Source organism: Pseudomonas sp. NFPP02, from assembly GCF_900119355.1.
Classification (GTDB): domain Bacteria; phylum Pseudomonadota; class Gammaproteobacteria; order Pseudomonadales; family Pseudomonadaceae; genus Aquipseudomonas; species Aquipseudomonas paracarnis.
The window spans coordinates 202,570-222,060 of the sequence record NZ_FPJI01000004.1 but is presented as its reverse complement, the minus strand read 5'-3'; the positions used below and the strand labels follow the sequence as shown (position 1 = coordinate 222,060).

The window sequence follows — 19,491 nt, the reverse complement described above, 5'->3', positions numbered from 1 at the left end:
CAAGCGAGGTGCATCATGCACAAAAAACACACGCCGGCACGCCGCGACGGGTTTGCCAAATATCGCGCACGCCACTCTCGCCACACCCTGCTGTTACTGCCGCCAGCAAAGCGCCGTGCATTGCAGCGCAACCTGATCTTTATCGGCGTGACCCTGGGCGTTGTCCTGGTGGCCGCGTTGATTTCAAAAGCGCAAGCCGCAGGCGGCGCTTATGTGGTTGACGACGGCGCGATCAACACGCCGGGTGAATGCAATGTCGACGCCTGGTACAGCGCCCAGCGGCACGCGGGCAGTACCCATAACGGCACCTTGTCGCCCGCCTGCACGTTCAGCGCCATGCCAGCCGTGCAATGGGGCGCCGCGTTGTCACGGGCCGTGGATGCAGGCAAAGGTGAGACGCAGATCAGCCCGCAAGCCAAGGTGCAGGTGCTGTCACGGCAAGACTTGGGCTTGGAACTGGCGATTGCTATCGGGGCGCATGTCGCGCTGGATCGCCATCACGGGCTTGACGGCGCAGACCTGAACATCCCCCTGACATGGCAACCCCTGGATGCCTTGCGCCTGAACCTGAACGCCGGCTGGAGCCACGCCTACAACGACGGTGATCAACGACATCGCCTGACCTGGGGCACGGGGTTCGAATATCAGTTGGCAGAGAAGCTCACGCTGATTGGCGAGCGGTATGGCCAGGAAGGCGGCGAACAGGCCTGGCAGGCTGGGCCGCGTTTGCACATTGGTGAATTTGTTGACGTGGACCTGCTGGTTGGGCGCAGCCTGATTGGCGATCGCGCCCAGTGGCTGACCACTGGGGCGACGCTGAGGTTCTAGGCTTTGGCCTGCTGCTCCAGATGCAGCTGCAATTGCGGATCGATTTGCAACTGACCGGCCAGGTCGTCGAGGTAATTGCGCTCGGCGTCCTGCTGATCATTGACCAGCATCACGCTCGCCAGGTAAATCTCCGCAGCGAGTGCGGGGTCATTGGCATACTCGGCAAAATCGGCGGCATCCAGGGGCTTGGCGACTTCGGCGTCGAGCCACTGCTGCAGCTGTGGGTCGTCGGTATGACGGCCGATCTCGGCAGAAATCATCTGCTGCTCTTGCGCATCGATTTTGCCATCGGCCTTGGCCGCCGCGATCAACGCACGCAGTACGCCGTGGCTATGGGCTTCGGCTTCAGGCCCTTCAAGCTGGTCAACGGTCTGGATAGCTTGCTGCGGTGCCGAAGCCTGTTGGCGTTGCCAGGCTTGATACGCCTGGAAGGCCGCCATCCCCAGGGACGCCAGCGCCGCGTAGTTCATCCCACCGCCGCTGCGCGTCTGGGTAGTACCACCTGCCGGAGCGCCGCCCAACAAGCCGCCCAGGCCACCTAATAAACCACCCAAACCGCCACCCGCCGCAGACGCATTGCCGGTGCCGGCGCCCTTCAACAACCCTCCAAGCAACCCGCCCAGGCCGCCGCCCGAAGCCCCGCCGCCTTGCTGCCCTGCACGCAACAGTTGTTCCAGTAGATCGCTGGTATTCATGGTGTCGCCCTCCGGGGCGCAATAGTGGCATTGATCAAACATAGTCCTCCCCTGATGGAACACCATGACCGTCGGGCGGGCAAGCTTTATGATGGCGCCATCACGCCAAGAAGGGAGAACCGCGGTGAACCGCATCGAGCACATTGCGCTGATGGCCACCTATAACCAATGGATGAACCGCAAGGTCTACGACGCCGCCGCCGCCCTGACGCACGCGCAGTTGACCCTGGACCGCCAAGCGTTTTTCGGTTCGATCTTCGGCACCTTGAACCACCTGATGCTGGGTGACACCGTCTGGCTCAAGCGCTTCGCCGAACACCCGGCCAACTTTGCGGCCTTGGCGCCGCTGAACGGGGTTGCCACGCCCGGCGACCTTAAGCAACTGGCCTTCGCCAGCCTTGCAGAACTAGCGGCCCATCGCGCCTGGCTGGATCAACTCATCATCGATTGGGCCCACAGCGTGCAAGAGCCCCACCTCGACCACCGCCTGCGCTATCACAACATGCGCGGCGTGGCCGCCGAGAAACCCTTCTTCGGTTTGCTGGTGCACTTTTTCAACCACCAGACTCACCACCGCGGCCAGGTGACGACACTGCTGAGCCAGGCGGGTGTGGACGTGGGGGTCACCGACTTGCTGGCACTGATTGACTGAAGGCCGACGGTCAATGTGGGGGCTTGCCTGCGATGGCGGTGTAACAGGTTCAATACCTGTGACTGACACATCGCTATCGCAGGCAAGCCAGCTCCCACAGTTGCCCCATATTGCCCAAAGCATCAGTGCTGTCACTTCACCTTGCTGCTCAAGGTCTCCACGCTGCGCTTCAAATCATCCAGGCTGCGCTTGAGACCGTCGAGCTCGCTTTTCTGCCGCTCTATCGTGCTCTTCTGCTCATCCACCGTACGCTTGAGACTCGACAGCTGACTGTCACTGCTACTGGCACTCGAACCGTCCTTGCGCTTGAACTCATCAAACGCACGCTCCTGCCCCTCTACTTTGCTTTTCAAGCTTTGCAGTTCGCTTTGACTCTGTTTTTGCCCAGCTTGCAGCGCCTCGACATCCCCCACGGAAACACCCGACGGCTTCAACACATAGGCACCGCCCACGTCCATCGAGCCGGCCGTCAACTTGTCTGAAGACGACGCACTAAATTCGCCCCACTGCACCGCACTCCCCGCCTGCGCCGAGCTGAACGCGCCAGTGCCCAACAACCCCGCTACACCTGCGGCCATGATCCAAGCCTGCTTACGGATACTGAGCATCAAACGACTCCCTGCGAAATGCCGAAATGGCATATCGCTATGACTGTCATTTATGGGGCTTGTTCCTGGGTTGCAAGCGTTCATCAGGACTTGGTACAAAGGCCCTGTAGATCACTGATCTGCCACGTTTTTTTCTGCGCATCTTTATGCGGGAAAACCGGCTGGGAGGTTGCGCTGAAGCGGCTGGATCTATATATTCCCAACCCTGTTACACCGCGCTACCGCCCGAATGGCGAAACTGGTAGACGCATGGGACTTAAAATCCCCCGCTCGTAAGGGCGTCCCGGTTCGATTCCGGGTTCGGGCACCATAGATATCAAGGGCTTGCCAGGGAAACCTGGGCAGGCCCTTATCTTTTCTGCTCCGCAATTCTCATCAGCGGCGTCCTGCCGACCGAACACAATCCGTTCGGCCCATGAAGCGCCACCCCACTACTGCCGCAATGTGAGGCGGCTGCACGGTCTCCCTAGTTGATTTCAGTGACGAAGTTTTCTCGAGACCGCCGTACTTTTTTCAAATTTACCAGCCAGTCAGACTCTGCTGCCCGATATCCCAACGGCAGGAGCACCACACTGCGCAGATGCCTGGCCCCCAGTCCCAGAATCTCATCGACAGCCGAGGGATCGAAACCTTCCATGGGCGTTGCATCGACTTGCTCGGACGCCGCGGCGATTAAAGCCGAGCCCAGGCCAATATAGGCTTGGCGCGCAGCCGCTTGATAATTGGCCTCCTGCCCACGCTCGGCGACTATGCCGAGGAGCATTTGACGGTAATCTTCCCACCCCTGGTTGACAGTAGCTCGTACAGTATTGGTCAGGTCGAACATCATGTTGACGCGCTCAGGCGTTATGTCATCCCAGGCGGCGAACACCAGTAAATGAGAGCAGTCGGTCACCTGGGACTGATTCCAGCTGACCGCCTTGATCTTTTCGCGAATGTGCGGATTAGTCACCACCAGCAATTCAAATGGCTGGAGGCCGCTCGAGGTCGCCGTCAGTCGTACCGCTTCCAGAATTCGCTCCAGCTTTTCAGCCGGCACGGTCTTGGACGGGTCATAACTTTTCGTCGCATAACGCCAATTCAGTAACTCGGTTATTTTGCTCATTCTTCATATTCCACGCAGGTCAACGGTCTTTATCCAGCCCAATCCGAATACCTTCAGGATTGCGCTCCGGCTTATACTGCGGATTAAAGTCAACTTGAAGGTCAAGCAAAAAATGAAGATCGGCGAGATTTCGCGACGCACAGGCCTTGCTGCTCCAGCAATACGCTACTACGAGGAGCAAGGCCTGCTGGACGCTCCCACGCGTGACGTGAACAACTATCGCTATTACAGCGAAACCACCATTAAACGCTTGGAAGTCGTGATCCACGCGCAAAGGCTGGGGTTTTCCCTCGACACCATTCGTGGCCTCTTCCTTCATGACGGTAGCTGCTCCAAATCCCTCACTCTGGAACAGATCAATGTACGCCTGGAGGAGATACAGCACATCGAAGCCACGCTAAAAGTGCAGCGTGAGGAGTTGTTGATGCTGCAAGAAGTCCTCGAAGAAAGCCTTCGTACGGGCATCGCACCTGGATTGGATTGCCCAAGCAGCGTGGAGCGATTACGACCTGATCGAGCCGTAGTCATGCGAAGCAAACACATGATGGCTACCAGCAAGTAAAGAAAGCGCAATACTGCGAGATCTGGATCTCAACCAAATACAAACCTGATGCTGCCTCTCGCACTGACAGATTGCTATAAAGCGATAAGCAAGAAAAAACCCCACAGCATCAACGATCCTGTGAGGTTTTATCACCGGCTTTACCGATCCGGCATCAAACCACGCTGATCATCTCTGCACTCAACTGCGCCGCATTGAACCCCACCAGGGTGACACTGCTGTCCCCCGCCAGAATCACGCTGTCACTGCCGTGCTGGGTAGTCGCACCGAGCACAGCATCGGCGCTGGCAAACAGCGACTTGGCGAACACCAGCAGGTCTTTCCCATTCTGATGAATGTTGAAGTCACTGATCACGTCGTGGCCGAACCCGCGCAGGTCGAAAACAAACAGGTCGCTGCCCACGCCACCGCTGAGTTGGTCATTACCCTGCCCGCCGATCAAGACGTCATTGCCGTTGGCGCCATACAGCGCGTCGTTACCGGTGCCGCCCAGCAGTGTGTCGTTGCCCTCACCGCCGTGCAGCAGGTCATTGCCGGCGCCACCGTCGAGCCGGTCATTGCCGTTCTGGCCGAATATCAGGTCGCGAGCGGCGGTGCCTTTGAGGGTGTCGGCCAGCTGGCTGCCTTCGATGGATTTGGCATACGCCTTATCGGCGCCGAACAGGCCTTCGAAGTCGAGTTTGCCACTGGTCACCGTATAGGCCGGCGTGAGGACCTCGCCAATACCACCGAAGAGCCCGCCGAGCACGGGCACATGGCCGAGGCTGTTGGCCAGGCCGGTTTCGAACTCTACATGCTCTACGCCGTGCAATTCCTTCAGGCCATATTGGCCGCTGCCGTCGTTCAGAAACAACGTGCCATCGCTGAGTTTCACCGCTTCGTAGGAAGACGCGGTGCCTTTGAGGAAGACTTTATCGTTGCCTTCGCCGCCGGCGACGATATCGGTACCGGTACTCACCCGGAAACTGTCGTCACCCTTGAACCCGTCGAGGAAGTCATCGCTGCGGCCGTCCTGCAGCTTGTCCGAACTGTCGGTGCCCAGCAGGAAAGCCGGTGTGCCGTAGTGGTTGGAGGTGGCGGTCTGTTTGTCGCTGACCCAGGTAAAGCTGCGGCTGATGGCGTCGAGGTTGCTGATGATGATGGTGCTGTCGCGCTCGATGTAATCGTAGAAGGTCGATTGGGCGATACGCTGGATAGGGTTGATAAAAATGCCTTCCAGGTGCGCGGCCCATCCTGACAGGTTGGCAATCGAGAACGGACCATTGGGCCAGGTTGGCAGCGCGTAGATTGTGTCGAACAGCACGATGTTGTCAGTCGTCGAGGTGTAACTGGCATCACTGCCTTGAAGCGCATCGATAATGGCGCTGCCCACGTTGGTCTCTTGACCTGTGAGACGGTGGACCACATCGTTTTCAAATCCGAAGTTGAAGATTCCGTCGCTGTTGCTGGACTTGGGCGACTCCATGCCAAAGTAGTCCGAATCCTTGAAAAAACCGTCGGCCAGAGTGTCCTTGCCGATATACATGCTGTTGGTAACGGAGCCACCCTGGCTATAGCCGGTGACCAGAACATCCTTGCCGCTCAGGTTATGGCCGGTGGCGTAATCCTTGATTGAATTGAGCAGGTAGTCATAGCCGTTGATATAAGAGTTATCGATCATCGCCGGCCAACCCAGCAGATCAATTGGCGAGTTGGTGCCGGCAATGGAAAAACCCATTTTGACTAATTGGCCGCTGTCATCGTATTGACCAAACACTCTGGCTTGAGAACCAAAGACGCCGTCGCCGGTAAAACTTCCAGTGATGTCGGTGTGGCTGCTATCAACCTGCAGTTCGCTCGCGCCGATCTCACGCCAGCCCTTGGGCAGCGCGAAGGTGTTGCCCTCGCCCAGCACAAGCCCCGGAATGTTGTAGAGCGCGCCGACGGTGGCAACACCGCTGGTGTAAGTGGCGAGGGTCCAGGCATCTGAAATCAGGACGCGGGCGTCTTGCCCCTTGTAATCGAATATAGCCATGTCAGTACTCCTTGAGCCCAGCGATCAACACCGAAAGTCAACGGTAATACCTGATGCGCCGGGCTAAACAATATGCATTGAAATTGTTGTTGTGCATTCTGTTCAGGCTGCTTCGTTGCTTAATATCGAGGTTGACCATTAAGGAAGCTCATCAACACTAGCCTAGAAGTGCCGCGTTAAAGTGACCGACTATCGGATGACAAGGGTATGTACTTGGGGAGATAGACGACAAAAGCGCCATAAGCGCTGTTTGTCGAACAAGAGGTGAAGTTCTGTGTTGTTCGTGACTGGCGAGTCAAAGAAAATCAAACCCTTATAGCAAGTTGTGAACTGCAATAAGGGCTCAAGAAGTTCAGGTTTCTCTGGAACTCAGGAAGAATAAACCTCAGCACCTTGGCATACAGGCTGCTTGAACCTGGGTAATTGCTGCCGGGCCAGTTGCGCCTGCACGCCCGCGACGGCTTCAAGCACTCGTTGTGCCCAGTGCTCATCCTGCGGATCGACCACCACCACGCGAAAGCCGTGGTCGTTACCTTCAAGGCGCACACCCTCGGAATCATCCACGTGCAAATCAATGTCGAAGGCCGGCGGAAATTTCGAGGGGGTGTTCGACAGCCCATGCACCGTGAGGGCGTGATTATGCCGCACGCTGTTGACTACGCCATCGACACGAATGCCGTACAGCATCAGCCAGCGCCTGATGTAGGAAGGCGCCCTGCCCGATGAGGTGTAGACCCAGATACTGCAACCCTGGCGCCGCAGCTCTCGCGTCAGCGAACGGGTGCCAATACGCAGCGGTTCTCCCCACCAACGATGAGCGCAGGCCGGTAGCCAACTGCTCTCGACATCAGCGTGGTGGAGCTGGCAAGCCAATGTGTCGTCGATATCAAAGGAGATGCGTACACGCGGTCGCTTGGCGGCACGCATGAGAAGCGCTTGCTGGATAGCTTGCACGGCTCGGCTGGCGAGTGTTGGATACCAGCGCATTAATGGCCTCCCTGATAAATAGGCTGTGGTGCGTCGCTCAAGAAAAACGCCTTGGGATCCGGGGCCTGTTCCTCCAGGAAGGCGGCGTACTTTTTCTTGATTTTGGGCAATTCATACAACGCCTTCACCCCATGTTTGGCCGAGTTGCGGATTACCGAGGAAGGATTGAAGTAACCCTCGGCATTTTCCAGCGTCAGCACGAACGGTGGCAACCCGGCCCGCATCAGCAGATAACTGACGATCAGCGAGCCACTGCGGTTGTTGCCTTCGATGAACAACTGCGGCTTGCTGAGGATGCGCACATACACACCGGCCGCACGCTTCCACACCGATTCACTGCGATACGCGCAATACCAATTGAACAAGTCCTTGATACCGCCTTCAACGTTGTTGAAGAAGTGCTCCTCGGTGGCGGCCAGGTGCTGCGCGTATTCCACGCGGCGCGCCGGGTCACTACCGCAGAGCACCGTGGCGTTGATCTCCAGCATCAAGTCCAGATGATGAAGGTCAAACAGGTCAACGCCCCGTGCGACATAGTCGTCAACCAGCGCATAGCCTTCAAGCACGTTGTGCAGCACTTCGTCGGTCAAGGGGTCGCGCGGCTCGGTAAATTGCGTGCTGAGCTGGGCAAAGCGGCTCTGCACTTTGCGGAGCGCGCGTTCAATCGCTGACAAATCAAGACGATGCGTTGCAGACATTGGCATTCCTGGGCTGACGGTGGCGCACGTGCGGTTTCTATCGAACATGGAGTTACTCAGCTGAACTTGCCGCTGATGTAATCCTCGGTCATCTGTTCACGCGGGCTGCCAAAAATCTGCGCGGTCGGGCCCATTTCCACCAGGTAGCCGGTACGCGTGCCCTGGGAAATATCCACCGAGAAAAACGCCGTGGTGTCCGCCACGCGGATCGCCTGCTGCATGTTGTGGGTGACCAGGGCGATGGTGTAATCCTTCTTCAGTTCCACCATCAGTTCCTCTACCCGGCGAGTCGCAATCGGGTCGAGTGCCGAGCAAGGCTCATCGAGCAACAGCACTTCGGGCTCGGTGGCAATCGCACGGGCAATACACAGGCGTTGCTGCTGGCCACCGGAAAGCGACAGGCCGCTGACCTTGAGCTTGTCCTTGACTTCATCCCACAGCGCAGCGCCTTGCAGGGCGTGCTTGACGCGGTCGCCCAGGTCGCCTTTGTAGCGGTTCAAGCGCAGGCCGAAGGCGACGTTGTCGAAGATGCTCATGGAAAACGGGTTCGGCTGCTGGAACACCATACCGATGTAACGGCGCACCACCACCGGGTCTACACCCTTGCCATATACGTCCTGACCCAGGAAATGCACGTGGCCCTCGAAGCGAAAGCCCTTCACCAGGTCGTTCATGCGGTTGAGGCTGCGCAGTACCGTACTTTTGCCGCAGCCGGACGGGCCGATGAAACCGGTGATCTTGTTTTTCTCGATCGGCACATGGCTGTCACGCACTGCCATGAAGTTGCCGTAGAAAATCCTGTCCAGCTTGCAGTCCATGACCACAGGCAATTGGGTAACAAACGGAGCGGCTATTTGCGCAGTTGAGACGTTCAAGATTCAGATGCTCCCGTTCTTAATACTTAGGCTTGCCGAAGATACGGCTCACAATATTCACGACCAGCACGATCATCACCAACACCAACGAGGCCGCCCAGGCGAGCTCCAGCTGGTTGTCGAAGGGCATGCCGGAAAAGTTGTAGATCAACACTGCAAGGGAGGCCGTGGGGTTCATCACCGCCAAGTCGCCGTCGTGGTAGATCCAGTAGTTGCTGAACAGCGCGGTGAACAACAACGGCGCGGTTTCGCCTGCGGCACGTGCCACTGCAAGCATTACGCCGGTGAGGATCGCTGGCAGGCCGGTCGGCAAGATGATCTTCCAGATCACTTGGGAGCGGGTGCAGCCCATGCCATAGGCGGCGTCCTTCATGATCTTGGGCACCATGCGCATCGACTCTTCAGCCGTCAGCACCACGATGGGCAGCATCAGTACCGCCAGGGCCACGCCGCCGGCCGGTGCCGAGTAGGTGCCGGTGGTCATCACCACCAAGGCATAGGCAAACACCCCGGCCAGGATCGAAGGCAAGCCGGTGAGCATCTTGGCGGCAAAGCGTGCAGCGTTGGCCAATTTGCTGTCCGGCCCCAGTTCGGCCAGGAAGATCGCGGCCATGATGCCGACCGGCACCGCAATCGCCGCAGCGATACCGACCATCACAAAGGTGCCGGCCATGGCGTTGCCGAAACCGCCGCCTGTTTCGAAGCCGGTGGGCGGCAGTTCGGTGAACACCTCCAGGCTCAGGCGTGCGCCGCCACGGGTGATCAGCATGTAGAGCACGGAAATCAGCGGCACACTGGCCAGCAGCGCGCCAAACCATACCAATGTGGTCAACACCAGACTGCGCAAGGCGCGGCCTTCGAACTTGCGCTGCAGGCTCGGCACAGCGGTGATAGGGGATGTGAGATTCGTCATCATCGGTTACCCCGTTGGGCGTAGAGCATGATCATGGAACCGATGACATTCACCAGCAGCGTGATGAACATCAAGACGAGAGCGGCGTACATCAATACCTCCACCTCGTTGGGCCCGGCTTCGGGGAAGTTCAGCGCCAACAAGGCTGCCAACGTATTGGCCGGCGCGAACAGCGAGAGTGAAATGTTGTTGGCGTTGCCCACCAGCATCGCCAGCGCCATGGTTTCGCCCAGCGCACGGCCGAGGCCGAGTACCAGGGAGCCGAAAATACCGGTGGCGGCGGATGGCACCATCACCTTGAGAATCGCCTCCCAATGGGTGGTGCCCATGCCGTAGGCGGCCTGCTTGGTCTTCATCGGCACGCTGGTGAGCGCGTCCTGGGATACGGCGGCAATCGTCGGCAGAATCATGATGGCCAACACCAGCGCCGCAGGCAGCAACCCCGGCCCGCTCAGGGACGTGCCGAAAAACGGTATCCAACCCAGTTCGCTGTTCAACCAGGTGGTCAGTGGCCGAATGGCCGGGATCACCACGTATATGCCCCACAGGCCGTACACCACGCTGGGAATAGCCGCGAGCAGCTCAACGATGGTGCGAAACACAGCGGCCAGCTTGGCCGGCAGAAAATCCTGAGTCAGGAAAATCGCCATGCTGACACCGAAAAAGCCTGCAATCAGCAGCGCGATGAAAGCGCTGTAGAGCGTGCCCCAAATGGCCGGCAAGATCCCGTACTTGCCCTGGTTAACGTCCCAGACGCTGCCAAAAAGCACATCGAACCCGTGCTTTTCCATGCCCGGCAAGGCCTTGCGTCCCACCTCGAATACCAAGGCTGCGACCAACGCCAGAATCAGTACCACCCCGATTCGCGCGAGCCCACGGAAGGTGCGATCGACCAGGAAGTCTTTGGCCGAGGGAGGTTGGCAGGCAGAATCCCGGTTAACCGGTACGACGAAAGGTTTGTTCATTGGCTAATTCCGGAACAGGGGGGAAACGCCCCCGGCGCGGCAAACAGCCAACACCGAGAGCGGCCTCACGGGTGTTACTGAATGTTGGCGGATGCCTTGCGAACCTGCTCCACCACCGATGGCGGCAGCGGGATGTAGCCCATGGAGTCGGCGATTTTCTGCCCCTCGGTCAGGCTGTACTCAACCATTTCGCGCATGGCCTTGGCCTTGGCAGGGTTGCCGTTGTCCTTGCGGAAAATCATCCAGGTGTAAGAGGTGATCGGGTAAGACTTGGCACCGTCCGGGTCCGGCAGCCAGGCCACCAGGCTTTCCGGCATCTTCACTGCGGCCAGGGCCTCGGCGCCGCTTTCGGCGTTTGGCACCACGTACTGGCCGGCCTTGTTCTGCAACTGGGCGAAGTCAACCTTGGCCAGTTTGGCGAAGCCGTACTCGATGTAGCCAATCGCGCCTGGGGTCTGGCGTACGGTGGCAGTCACACCATCGTTCTTGGGCGACTTGATGAATTTGTCGCTGGCCGGCCAGTTGACGGTGTTGCCCTCCCCCAGCGCGGTTTTGAATTCAGGGTTGATGGTGGCCAGGTGCTTGGTGAAGACCGCCGTGGTGCCGCTGGAGTCTGCGCGCACCACCACGGTGATCGGCGTGTCGCCAAGCTTCAGGTCCGGGTTGGCGGCGACGATCTGTGGGTCGTTCCACTTGGTGATCTTGCCCAGGAAGATATTGGAGTAAACATCACGTGGCAGCTTGAGGCCCTTGGGATTGCCCGGCAGGTTATAGGCCAGCACGATTTCACCGGCGGTCATTGGCAGCAATTGCACGCCCTCGGCGACCTTGGCGATGTCTTCGTCTTTCATGGCCGAGTCACTGGCGGCGAAGTCGACGGTTTTATTCAGGAAGTCCTGCACACCTGCGCCGCTGCCCTTGGACTGGTAATCCACGGTGACGCCAGCGGTCTTCTTGCTGAAATCCTTGAACCAGGTGAGGTAGATCGGTGCAGGGAAGCTGGCGCCAGAGCCGGTGAGGCGCACGTTTTCGGCGGCGAAGGTCAAGGAGGAGGCACACAGGGATACCGTGACGGCGAGTGCTGCGGACTTCATCAAGCTTTTCATTAAAAGGAACTCGTTGTGGTGACGGGCTCCCGAACTGTGAAGCAGGGTTGTTACATTTTTATGAAAATTGAATGGCGAGAGGGTGTTTTGTCCCGCTTTGCCGCCACAGCGTTGTATTTTTAGGGCATTGGTTAGTAACAAATTACGACTAAAGTGCTGTCATCCCTCTAGCGGTACTGATCTTGCTCCCGCGACGGTCGACGCCGATCCAACTGACGCTCCGCGATCCAACTGTGGGAGCTTGCTTGCCTGCAATGACGGCCCGACAGCCAACGCCTATTTACCTGACACCCACAGTTGGATCGCGCGGTGTCAGATAAATAGGTGCCAGGCGCAATGCCGCCATCGCAGGCAAGCCAGCTCCCACATGTGGACCTAGGGGTGCCAGTGAAATAGGCGCTCTACCGTCCCCCTCAGGGCTAGCGGCAGCCTCGCGTCAGGCTTACTTGCCTTCAGTCAACGCGTTGTAGCTGGTGAACAGGTTGCGGTAGTCCGGAATGTGGTTGGAGAACAACGTCCCCAAGCCCTCGATGTCGTTGCGCCAGTCGCGGTGCAGCTCACAGGCCAGACCAAACCAGGTCATCAGTTGCGCGCCGTTGGCCGACATGCGGGCCCAGGCGGACTGCTGGGTCAGTTCGTTGAAAGTGCCGGAGGCGTCGGTGACCACAAACACTTCAAAGCCTTCGGCCAGGGCCGACAGCGCCGGGAACGCCACGCACACTTCGGTCACGACGCCGGCAATGATCAATTGCTTCTTGCCGGTGGCCTTGATGGCCTTGACGAAGTCTTCGTTGTCCCAGGCATTGATCTGGCCTGGGCGCGCAATGTACGGCGCATCCGGGAACAGTGCCTTGAGCTCGGGCACCAGCGGGCCATTGGGGCCGGTTTCGAAACTGGTGGTCAGGATCGTCGGCAACTTGAAGTACTTGGCCAGGTCAGCCAGGGCCAGCACGTTGTTCTTGAATTTGTCCGGGTCAATGTCGCGGACCAATGACAGTAAGCCGGCCTGATGGTCGACCAACAGCACAGCGGCGTTGTCTTTGTCCAAGCGAACGTAAGGTGTAGACATCGTGGTACTCCTGATAAAGAAGGTGACGCCCCGAGTGGGCGCCCCGTAAAGAACCCAGCGTGTTTACTAGCGCTGTGAGTCTAGTACTTCGTGGTTGTTTGCCACTTCCTGAGCCTTGACATAGCTCTCGATGAGAAGCTGGTAGTGCGGCATGGCCTGGGTGTAGACGTTGGCCCACTCCTGGGCATCCGGGCGGTTCCAGGAGCCTTGCAGCTCCGACAGCGTGCCCATGATGTCGATCGGCACTACGCCGGCCTGGGCCAGGCGTGCAACGGTCAGGTCGGTGGCCAACCTGGAGTGGTTACCCGAGGCATCGACCACCGCGAACACCTTGTAGCCTTCATGCACCGCCGCAATGGACGGGAATGCCAGGCACACGCTGGTCAGGGTGCCGGCGATCACCAACGTCTTTTTGCCGGTGGCTTTGACTGCGGCATGGAACTGCGGGTTGTCCCACGCGTTGATTTCGCCACGGCGGGCCACGTACTGGGCGTGCGGCGCGGCTTCGTGGATTTCCGGGATCAACGGGCCGTTGGGGCCTTGCGGCACCGAGGCGGTGGTGATGACCGGTATTTTAAGCAGGGTCGCGGCCTTGGCCAGCGCGATGGCATTGGCGCGCAATTGAGGAACATCAATGTCCTTGACGATCTGGAACAGACCACTCTGGTGGTCAATCAGCAACATGGCGGTGTCAGCGGGGTCAATCGTCGGCTTTTGCCCATTGAAGTTTGCAGCGTTACCTGATGCAGTCATTTGCATTTCCTCTTGCTTGGCGATACCTCCCTGGCGTGTGCGCCGGAACTGCGCCCGGCCGTGCCTGTACTTCCTGTACAGATACGCTTGGGCAACGACCTGGACGTGTGTCAGCAGGCCCACCCCAAAAAAACAGTGGGACCACCTTAAGCATCGCGTTCAGGGTTAGGTAGTGGCTGAAACGGGCCGCTCCATCTCAAAAATGGAACAATGCAGCCGCACGGTGGCAAGGGCACTTGGACGTGGCGGTCGTTACAATGCGATCATCGGCTCCACCCCGTGGGTTTCAGGCACTTGCGCCAATCATGACCGTTCACTTATTTCCAGGCAGGTGCCTTCATGGACATCAAGCAGCTTAAATTCCTGATCGCGCTGGAGCAGACCCGCCATTTCGGTCAGGCCGCCGCGCGCTGCAACATCACCCAGCCCACCCTGTCGATGCGCCTGCGCAACCTGGAGGAAGAACTGGGCCTGGAGCTGGTAACCCGCGGCCAACGCTTCGAAGGTTTCACCCAGGCCGGCGAACGCGTATTGGCCTGGGCCAGGACCCTGCTCGCCGCACACGACGGCCTGTTCGCCGAAGCCGCTGCGTGTCGCGGCCAGTTGGTCGGTAACCTGCGCCTGGGCCTGGTGCCCCTGAGCGGCTTCAACCCGATCAGCTTTATCCAGGGTTTGTCCCACAGCTTCCCGGAACTCAAGTTCAGCCTCACCTCCATGAGTTCGGACAAAATCATCGAAGCCTTGGGCACCAACCAACTGGACCTGGGCGTGTGCTACCTGGACCACGTCAGCCCCAATTACCTGGAGTTTTTCGAGCTGGGCGAAACCCGCGTCGGCCTGCTGTACGACACCCGCCACTTCCACTTCGAAGGCACACAGATGAGCTGGGAAGAAGCCGCCGAACTGCCCCTTGGGATGATCAGCAATGGCATGCACTACCGAAAATCCATCGACTTGAGTTTCCGCAGCCGCGGTCTCGATCCCCAGCCGATTCTGGAAAGCGACTCCACCTTTCAACTGTTCCAGGCCATCCACGAAGGCTTCTGTTGCGCGATCATGCCGTTGGACAGCGGCCTGGAAAGCCCCATCGAGAACCTGGCGTTTATCCACCTGCCGGATGCCAGCGTCCTTGCGCCCCTGGGCATGGTGATGCGCAAGACCGAACCGCGCTCGGTCATTGCAGAGAAGTGTTTTGCCGAGGCCAAGCAGTTGTTTGCACCCAATACCCAGGCTTAGCCGGCTTGCGTTTGCAGCGCGCACAAAAAAGGCGCTCCGTAGAGCGCCTTTTTACCGCCGATTGTTTTACTGCAAGCTGACCTGACGCAGCTCGGGTTTGGTCTCACCACCAATCATGATGCGTTTTGGCTTGGCCTCTTCAGGCACTTCACGCAGCAGGTCGATGTTGAGCAAACCGTTGGTCAGGGATGCGCCACGTACTTCGATATGGTCGGCCAAGCGGAACGACAACCGGAACGCACGTTGGGCAATGCCCTGGTGCAGGTAAGCGACCTTATCGTCGGTTTCGCGTTTTCCGCCGGAAACCGTCAATACACCCCTCTCGACCTGGATATCCAGATCCTCCTCGGTCAGGCCAGCCACGGCGATCACGATGCGGTACGCGTCGTCACCGTGCTTTTCCACGTTGTGAGGTGGATAGGAATTCGGAGCCTCGCTGCGCAGCGCCGACTCGAACAGGTCATTGAAGCGATCAAAGCCCACCGATTGACGGAACAGTGGGGCCAACGACAGGGTAGTAGCCATTTTAAAATCTCCTGAGTTTCTCCAAGTGATTTAGTACGCGACCCGGATTCGGCATCGCGTGATCAAAAATTTATGGACGCGTAAAAGGAATTCAAGAGGGCTGAAAAAAATTTTCTTGTGCAAGGGGCGATCACCCAAGCCCAAGTGTTATGGCGTGTGCTCTAATCAAAATGCCAGGCGTGCTTTACCCCGTGAGCGCCTGAGACAGCCCTTGAGGTACAAAAAAATGAAAATGACATTCCCGGCCCTGGCATTGGGCATTCTGATCTCCCAAGGGGCCCTGGCCGCTGGAGATGGTACGGCGGCGCTGGGAGGCGGTGTCGGCGGTGTATTGGGCAACGTGGTGGGCCAGCAGCTTGGTGGCTCGACAGGTGCGGCCATCGGCGCCGGCGTGGGGGGCGCAGCCGGGAGTGCAGTGGGTGCGCAGAAGGGCAACAAGACCGAAGCGGCGATTGGCGGAGGTTTGGGCTCGGCAGGCGGTTCGCTGATTGGCAATCGCCTGGGCGGCACCACCGGTTCAACCATCGGCGCCGGCGTGGGTGGCGCAGCCGGTGGCGCGCTGGGTAACAACCTGGCGGATGACGAGAGCGGTCATCGTTCCGGTGGCGGCAAGCACAAAGGCAACAAGCATAAGCACAAGAACAAGCACCACTGATCGCGTGGCACGGCGCTGTTAGCCAACAAACACTGACCTGTGGCGAGGGAGCTTGCTCCCGTTGGGGCGCGAAGCCGCCCCGCTCTTTTGTTCAAAGAGGCTGGGACTGCTACGCAGTCCAACGGGAGCAAGCTCCCTCGCCACAGTTACCGTTTCGTCGCCTTTACATCGGCGTGCTGCTCACCACCCGCAACGCCAACCCTTCATACGCGTCCAACGTAATCGTGAACGCGCCCTCCTCGGTCAAATCGCCTTCCACCCGCTCATTGATGATATCCACCACCGGCCCCGGTGCGATGTTGGGCAGGTGCAGGGTTTCGGTGATCGGCGTGGCGCCAAAGTTCAGCGCAGTGATTTGCGTGCCCTTACCCGCCGGTAGTTCGTGCACCATGATCAGCAAGCCTGGATGCTCGACGTCCGGCACCAGGATCTGGCGGCTGGCGGCGATGTCGTAGGCGCGGCGTACGGCGAGGATTTTTTGCAGTTGGGAGGCAAAGGACTCCGGGTCCTGCAGTTGGCTGTTCAGGCTGCCATACAGGCTTTTGGAGCGCGGCATTTGCCCAGCTGACAGTTCGGCGTCGGGGTTCAGGTCTACCAGATCATAGGCGCCACGGTGAATCCAGCGTGTGTCGCCATCGGCCATCAGGTGCGCCACGTCTTCGGCCGCCAACGGCAGCGCGCCCACCAGGTCCCAGCCGGACAAGGCAAACACCCCAGGTTGCATGGCGTTGTACATCACCAGCAGCAAATGGATCTGGCGAATCTGCTGGATATCCGCCGGGGTGATCGCCTCCAGGTCACGAATACCCAGGGCTGCGGTGATGATGCTGGCGGTGGTGCAGGACACGCCGTTGGTGACGAACTTGAGGTTGTACGGCGCATGCTCACCGGTCAGGCGTTCGTACATCTGTTCGCGGATATGCTCGCGCAGGATGTTGCCGGGGAAGGTCTGGCCCTGGAACAGGAAGCTGTCATGGGCGTGTAGCGTCCAGAAGTGCACCAGCTCCAGGGTCAGTTCATCGTGGTTCTGTAGCGCGTGAATCAGCGAGCCGGGGTCGATGCCGAGGCTGTGCATCTGGCGCAGCATCAGACGCAGGAACTCGGTGTCGCCCATCAGCAATGCATGCTGGTAGGCAGGCCGGGTGATGAAGTCATAAGACAGGTCAGCGCCGCCGTGGGACATGGACGCGATGTCGTCCACAGTGAGGTTGAGTTCCTGAAAACTGAACCCGCCCGCCTTGCGAATGGCGCCGCCGAGTAACTGATTGCCGGTGATCGACAGCGGATGGCTTTCGGACCAGGCCGTGCCATCGAGCTTGCGCTCCACGCCGAGAAAGCCATTGGCATCCAGGCGCAGGATTTTCGCGCCCATCACATCAATGGCGTGCAGCGCATCACCGATGATCATCTGCTGCGCAGCAAACGAAGGGTCGAGCCAGTTGAGCGACGGCTGGCCTTCCTTGAAGTAATGCAGGTACACCCAGCGCCGCGGCTTGCCATCTACGCCGAGCACCACCGGGGTGGCGCTCCAGTCGGTTTCTTTGACGCCGGGCTCGAAGAAAATCACCCGCTGCAATTGGCCGACGATGTAGTGCTTGTCGCGCAGTGCGTCTACCTGGGAGGGGCTGAGGTTTTGTGCATCGCGTCCGGCAGTCACGTCGGGCAGCAACGGCCAGTCTTCCTCGCGGATTTCGACCATGTGGTACAGGCCGGGATAGTCCTCATAGGCCATTTCTGCCAGGCGAAAGTCCGCGCCCTTGCCGGTGTGCGACGGGATCACATCGTCGATGATCACCGCATTGTGCGCGGCAGCCATGCGCGTCAAGGCCTGCAATTGTGCCTCGGTGCCCAGTTGCGGGTCGATGTCGAAGCTGATGCGGTCGAAATTGCCGTCGATGGTCGGGGTGTGCTCGGTGCCAGACAAACCACCGGACTTCTTCAGCGGGCCGTTGTGAATGCCCTGGATGCCGATCTTCGACAGGGTATGCCACAGGGTTTCGTCCCCCAGCGCCTCCAGCACGGTGCCGCCTTCGCGGGTGACAATCGACGCGGGGTAGGCCGTGAACCACACCGACGACAAGGCCGAAGCGTCACGCGGCCGGGTCTGTGCATAAGGCTGCTGCCACAGGCGGCCTTGCCCCGAATACAGCTTGGCTCGCTGGCGCGCTGCGTGGAGCATGGAATGTTGCACCAGCCAGTTCACATGATCGTTGTTCGCCGCGGTCATAAGCTCGGTACCTGTCGTGGTGAAAAGGGTCGGTGTAAGCATATGAGGGGCGTGGGCGGCATTCGTTGCATCGCAATAGAACGCTTACCCTGTAGGAGCGAGCTTGCTCGCGAAAAACGTCAACGATAACGCGTGCTTCCTGAATGAACGCGGCGCCTGTGAGTTTTTCGCGAGCAAGCTCGCTCCTACAGAAGACATTCACCTGCGCTGCCGCCTTGCGTCGCTTGCCGGTACTGCCTAGGGGTGAACCCGGTTGAAGATTTGAACTGCCGGGTAAACGCGCTGTGATCGGTGTAGCCGCATTGCAGCGCCACCTCGGTAATCGGCAGCTCGGTATGCAACAACCGCCGGGCGTGTTCCAGCCGGACTTTCTGGATCATTTGCCGGGGGGTGAGGTGAAAGACGCGCTTGCAGTAGCGCTCCAGTTGCGCCACGGAAATCCCGGCGATGCGGGTCAATTCCCCCAGGGTGACACGGCGGTTGAAGTGGCTGCGGATGTGTTCGTCCACCGCCGCCAGACGCTGATAGGCCGGGTGGGTTTCACTGGCTGATTGCAGGTCTACCGAGATCCCGGCCAGGCCGATGATCGCACCGAGCTGGTTGTACAGCGGCCACTTGTGGGTCAGGCACCAGCCCGGTTCGCGGGTGCCGTAGAGGTGCAGTTCGAGTTGATCCTCCAGTACTAGGCCTTGCTTCAGCACGCGCCTGTCCTGCTCGGTATAGCCGGGGCCCAATTGCGCGGGAAACACTTCGGCGCTGGTCTTGCCCAGCAGCGGTTGCAGTTGTTTGAGGCCGCAGCGTTGCACCAGGGTGCGGTTGGCGAGCACGTAGCGAGCGTCGATGTCCTTGATGAAAATCGCAGCATTGGGCAGTACATCAAGCATCGGCAGCAACTGCTCTACCCCGCTTAATAGCTGCTCGATGCTGTGGGGTCGGCTGCCTTGGAAAAGGCTCGCGAACGCGCTTTGCAACATGACTTTCTCAGCCCCTTTATTCGTCGACAGCCAGCAGATTGAGG

The 19,491-nt window shown here is 59.2% G+C and carries 20 protein-coding genes and 1 tRNA gene; 6 read left to right on the top strand and 15 right to left on the bottom strand.

Annotated features, from left to right (window positions below):
* The first annotated feature begins 15 nt into the window (after window positions 1–15).
* Window positions 16–828, top strand: a complete 813-nt coding sequence (locus BT204_RS09230; RefSeq protein ID WP_072446561.1) for a hypothetical protein — start codon at window positions 16–18, stop codon at window positions 826–828.
* On the opposite strand, the gene BT204_RS09225 is transcribed toward BT204_RS09230, so the two are convergent.
* Window positions 825–1,523, bottom strand: coding sequence for a tellurite resistance TerB family protein (locus BT204_RS09225; protein WP_034127613.1), 699 nt, complete (start codon window positions 1,521–1,523; stop codon window positions 825–827). The genes BT204_RS09230 and BT204_RS09225 overlap by 4 nt on opposite strands.
* Window positions 1,524–1,647: 124 nt before the next feature.
* On the opposite strand from BT204_RS09225, the gene BT204_RS09220 reads away from it, so the two are divergent.
* Window positions 1,648–2,175 (top strand): DinB family protein, encoded by a 528-nt coding sequence (locus BT204_RS09220; RefSeq protein ID WP_072446559.1) that lies wholly within the window; start codon window positions 1,648–1,650, stop codon window positions 2,173–2,175.
* 131 nt (window positions 2,176–2,306) lie between these two features.
* On the opposite strand, the gene BT204_RS09215 is transcribed toward BT204_RS09220, so the two are convergent.
* Complete coding sequence (locus tag BT204_RS09215) at window positions 2,307–2,783, bottom strand: hypothetical protein (protein WP_060764279.1); 477 nt, start codon at window positions 2,781–2,783, stop codon at window positions 2,307–2,309.
* A gap of 223 nt (window positions 2,784–3,006) precedes the next feature.
* Here BT204_RS09215 and BT204_RS09210 point away from each other — a divergent pair.
* Window positions 3,007–3,093 (top strand) — tRNA-Leu (locus BT204_RS09210).
* A gap of 156 nt (window positions 3,094–3,249) precedes the next feature.
* On the opposite strand, the gene BT204_RS09205 is transcribed toward BT204_RS09210, so the two are convergent.
* A complete protein-coding gene (locus BT204_RS09205) occupies window positions 3,250–3,888 on the bottom strand; it encodes an NAD(P)H-dependent oxidoreductase (RefSeq protein WP_034127517.1) in 639 nt (212 codons plus the stop codon).
* Window positions 3,889–3,982: 94 nt separating this feature from the next.
* On the opposite strand from BT204_RS09205, the gene BT204_RS09200 reads away from it, so the two are divergent.
* Window positions 3,983–4,450 carry a MerR family transcriptional regulator gene (locus tag BT204_RS09200; RefSeq protein ID WP_233453309.1) on the top strand — a complete coding sequence of 156 codons (468 nt, stop codon included), beginning with the start codon at window positions 3,983–3,985 and terminating at the stop codon, window positions 4,448–4,450.
* A gap of 154 nt (window positions 4,451–4,604) precedes the next feature.
* Here the strand turns inward: BT204_RS09200 and BT204_RS09195 are convergent, their stop codons facing one another.
* From BT204_RS09195 to BT204_RS09155, 9 genes are all read right to left on the bottom strand, one after another.
* A complete protein-coding gene (locus BT204_RS09195) occupies window positions 4,605–6,464 on the bottom strand; it encodes a calcium-binding protein (RefSeq protein ID WP_072446557.1) in 1,860 nt (619 codons plus the stop codon).
* A 369-nt stretch (window positions 6,465–6,833) separates the two neighbouring features.
* Window positions 6,834–7,451 carry a hypothetical protein gene (locus BT204_RS09190; RefSeq protein WP_072446554.1) on the bottom strand — a complete coding sequence of 206 codons (618 nt, stop codon included), beginning with the start codon at window positions 7,449–7,451 and terminating at the stop codon, window positions 6,834–6,836.
* Window positions 7,451–8,149: a hypothetical protein gene (locus BT204_RS09185; protein ID WP_034127520.1), complete on the bottom strand. Its 699-nt coding sequence runs from the start codon at window positions 8,147–8,149 to the stop codon at window positions 7,451–7,453. Before BT204_RS09185 ends, BT204_RS09190 begins: the two co-directional genes overlap by 1 nt.
* Before the next feature lie 56 nt (window positions 8,150–8,205).
* Window positions 8,206–8,967 (bottom strand): phosphate ABC transporter ATP-binding protein PstB, encoded by a 762-nt coding sequence (pstB, locus tag BT204_RS09180; RefSeq protein ID WP_019817112.1) that lies wholly within the window; start codon window positions 8,965–8,967, stop codon window positions 8,206–8,208.
* A gap of 76 nt (window positions 8,968–9,043) precedes the next feature.
* The gene (pstA, locus tag BT204_RS09175) at window positions 9,044–9,937 is read right to left on the bottom strand and encodes a phosphate ABC transporter permease PstA (RefSeq protein ID WP_014718563.1); all 894 of its coding nucleotides are present in this window, start codon (window positions 9,935–9,937) and stop codon (window positions 9,044–9,046) included.
* Window positions 9,937–10,902, bottom strand: a complete 966-nt coding sequence (gene pstC / locus BT204_RS09170; protein WP_003191517.1) for a phosphate ABC transporter permease subunit PstC — start codon at window positions 10,900–10,902, stop codon at window positions 9,937–9,939. The genes pstA and pstC overlap by 1 nt, the downstream gene beginning before the upstream one ends.
* Window positions 10,903–10,976: 74 nt before the next feature.
* Window positions 10,977–12,008, bottom strand: a complete 1,032-nt coding sequence (gene pstS, locus BT204_RS09165; RefSeq protein WP_034127521.1) for a phosphate ABC transporter substrate-binding protein PstS — start codon at window positions 12,006–12,008, stop codon at window positions 10,977–10,979.
* A gap of 442 nt (window positions 12,009–12,450) precedes the next feature.
* The gene (gene ycaC, locus BT204_RS09160; RefSeq protein ID WP_003191542.1) at window positions 12,451–13,077 is read right to left on the bottom strand and encodes an isochorismate family cysteine hydrolase YcaC; all 627 of its coding nucleotides are present in this window, start codon (window positions 13,075–13,077) and stop codon (window positions 12,451–12,453) included.
* Between the two features lie 66 nt (window positions 13,078–13,143).
* The gene (locus BT204_RS09155) at window positions 13,144–13,830 is read right to left on the bottom strand and encodes an isochorismatase family protein (RefSeq protein WP_057975819.1); all 687 of its coding nucleotides are present in this window, start codon (window positions 13,828–13,830) and stop codon (window positions 13,144–13,146) included.
* Window positions 13,831–14,169: 339 nt separating this feature from the next.
* On the opposite strand from BT204_RS09155, the gene BT204_RS09150 reads away from it, so the two are divergent.
* Window positions 14,170–15,066 (top strand): LysR family transcriptional regulator, encoded by an 897-nt coding sequence (locus tag BT204_RS09150; protein WP_054898127.1) that lies wholly within the window; start codon window positions 14,170–14,172, stop codon window positions 15,064–15,066.
* Window positions 15,067–15,132: 66 nt separating this feature from the next.
* On the opposite strand, the gene BT204_RS09145 is transcribed toward BT204_RS09150, so the two are convergent.
* Window positions 15,133–15,591, bottom strand: a complete 459-nt coding sequence (locus BT204_RS09145) for an Hsp20 family protein (protein ID WP_014718573.1) — start codon at window positions 15,589–15,591, stop codon at window positions 15,133–15,135.
* A 226-nt stretch (window positions 15,592–15,817) separates the two neighbouring features.
* Here BT204_RS09145 and BT204_RS09140 point away from each other — a divergent pair, with 226 nt between their 5' ends.
* Window positions 15,818–16,246, top strand: coding sequence for a glycine zipper domain-containing protein (locus BT204_RS09140; protein WP_034127523.1), 429 nt, complete (start codon window positions 15,818–15,820; stop codon window positions 16,244–16,246).
* Window positions 16,247–16,409: 163 nt separating this feature from the next.
* Here BT204_RS09140 and treS read toward each other — a convergent pair whose 3' ends face one another.
* Window positions 16,410–18,473: a maltose alpha-D-glucosyltransferase gene (gene treS / locus BT204_RS09135; protein ID WP_072446551.1), complete on the bottom strand. Its 2,064-nt coding sequence runs from the start codon at window positions 18,471–18,473 to the stop codon at window positions 16,410–16,412.
* A 185-nt stretch (window positions 18,474–18,658) separates the two neighbouring features.
* On the bottom strand, window positions 18,659–19,447 hold the full coding sequence (locus tag BT204_RS09130) for an AraC family transcriptional regulator (protein ID WP_032897151.1): 789 nt from the start codon (window positions 19,445–19,447) through the stop codon (window positions 18,659–18,661).
* Window positions 19,448–19,491: the final 44 nt, after the last annotated feature.

Excerpts from the sequence above, each read along its gene's own strand:
- BT204_RS09185 (WP_034127520.1), bottom strand. The coding sequence starts at position 8,149 with ATGTCTGCAACGCATCGTCTTGATTTGTCAGCGATTGAACGCGCGCTC.
- BT204_RS09150 (WP_054898127.1), top strand. The coding sequence starts at position 14,170 with ATGGACATCAAGCAGCTTAAATTCCTGATCGCGCTGGAGCAGACCCGC.
- BT204_RS09215 (WP_060764279.1), bottom strand. The coding sequence starts at position 2,783 with ATGCTCAGTATCCGTAAGCAGGCTTGGATCATGGCCGCAGGTGTAGCG.
- BT204_RS09130 (WP_032897151.1), bottom strand. The coding sequence starts at position 19,447 with ATGTTGCAAAGCGCGTTCGCGAGCCTTTTCCAAGGCAGCCGACCCCAC.
- BT204_RS09155 (WP_057975819.1), bottom strand. The coding sequence starts at position 13,830 with ATGACTGCATCAGGTAACGCTGCAAACTTCAATGGGCAAAAGCCGACG.
- BT204_RS09140 (WP_034127523.1), top strand. The coding sequence starts at position 15,818 with ATGAAAATGACATTCCCGGCCCTGGCATTGGGCATTCTGATCTCCCAA.
- pstS (WP_034127521.1), bottom strand. The coding sequence starts at position 12,008 with ATGAAAAGCTTGATGAAGTCCGCAGCACTCGCCGTCACGGTATCCCTG.
- BT204_RS09230 (WP_072446561.1), top strand. The coding sequence starts at position 16 with ATGCACAAAAAACACACGCCGGCACGCCGCGACGGGTTTGCCAAATAT.
- pstA (WP_014718563.1), bottom strand. The coding sequence starts at position 9,937 with ATGACGAATCTCACATCCCCTATCACCGCTGTGCCGAGCCTGCAGCGC.
- treS (WP_072446551.1), bottom strand. The coding sequence starts at position 18,473 with ATGACCGCGGCGAACAACGATCATGTGAACTGGCTGGTGCAACATTCC.
- BT204_RS09145 (WP_014718573.1), bottom strand. The coding sequence starts at position 15,591 with ATGGCTACTACCCTGTCGTTGGCCCCACTGTTCCGTCAATCGGTGGGC.
- BT204_RS09205 (WP_034127517.1), bottom strand. The coding sequence starts at position 3,888 with ATGAGCAAAATAACCGAGTTACTGAATTGGCGTTATGCGACGAAAAGT.
- BT204_RS09190 (WP_072446554.1), bottom strand. The coding sequence starts at position 7,451 with ATGCGCTGGTATCCAACACTCGCCAGCCGAGCCGTGCAAGCTATCCAG.
- pstB (WP_019817112.1), bottom strand. The coding sequence starts at position 8,967 with ATGGACTGCAAGCTGGACAGGATTTTCTACGGCAACTTCATGGCAGTG.
- pstC (WP_003191517.1), bottom strand. The coding sequence starts at position 10,902 with ATGAACAAACCTTTCGTCGTACCGGTTAACCGGGATTCTGCCTGCCAA.
- ycaC (WP_003191542.1), bottom strand. The coding sequence starts at position 13,077 with ATGTCTACACCTTACGTTCGCTTGGACAAAGACAACGCCGCTGTGCTG.
- BT204_RS09225 (WP_034127613.1), bottom strand. The coding sequence starts at position 1,523 with ATGAATACCAGCGATCTACTGGAACAACTGTTGCGTGCAGGGCAGCAA.
- BT204_RS09195 (WP_072446557.1), bottom strand. The coding sequence starts at position 6,464 with ATGGCTATATTCGATTACAAGGGGCAAGACGCCCGCGTCCTGATTTCA.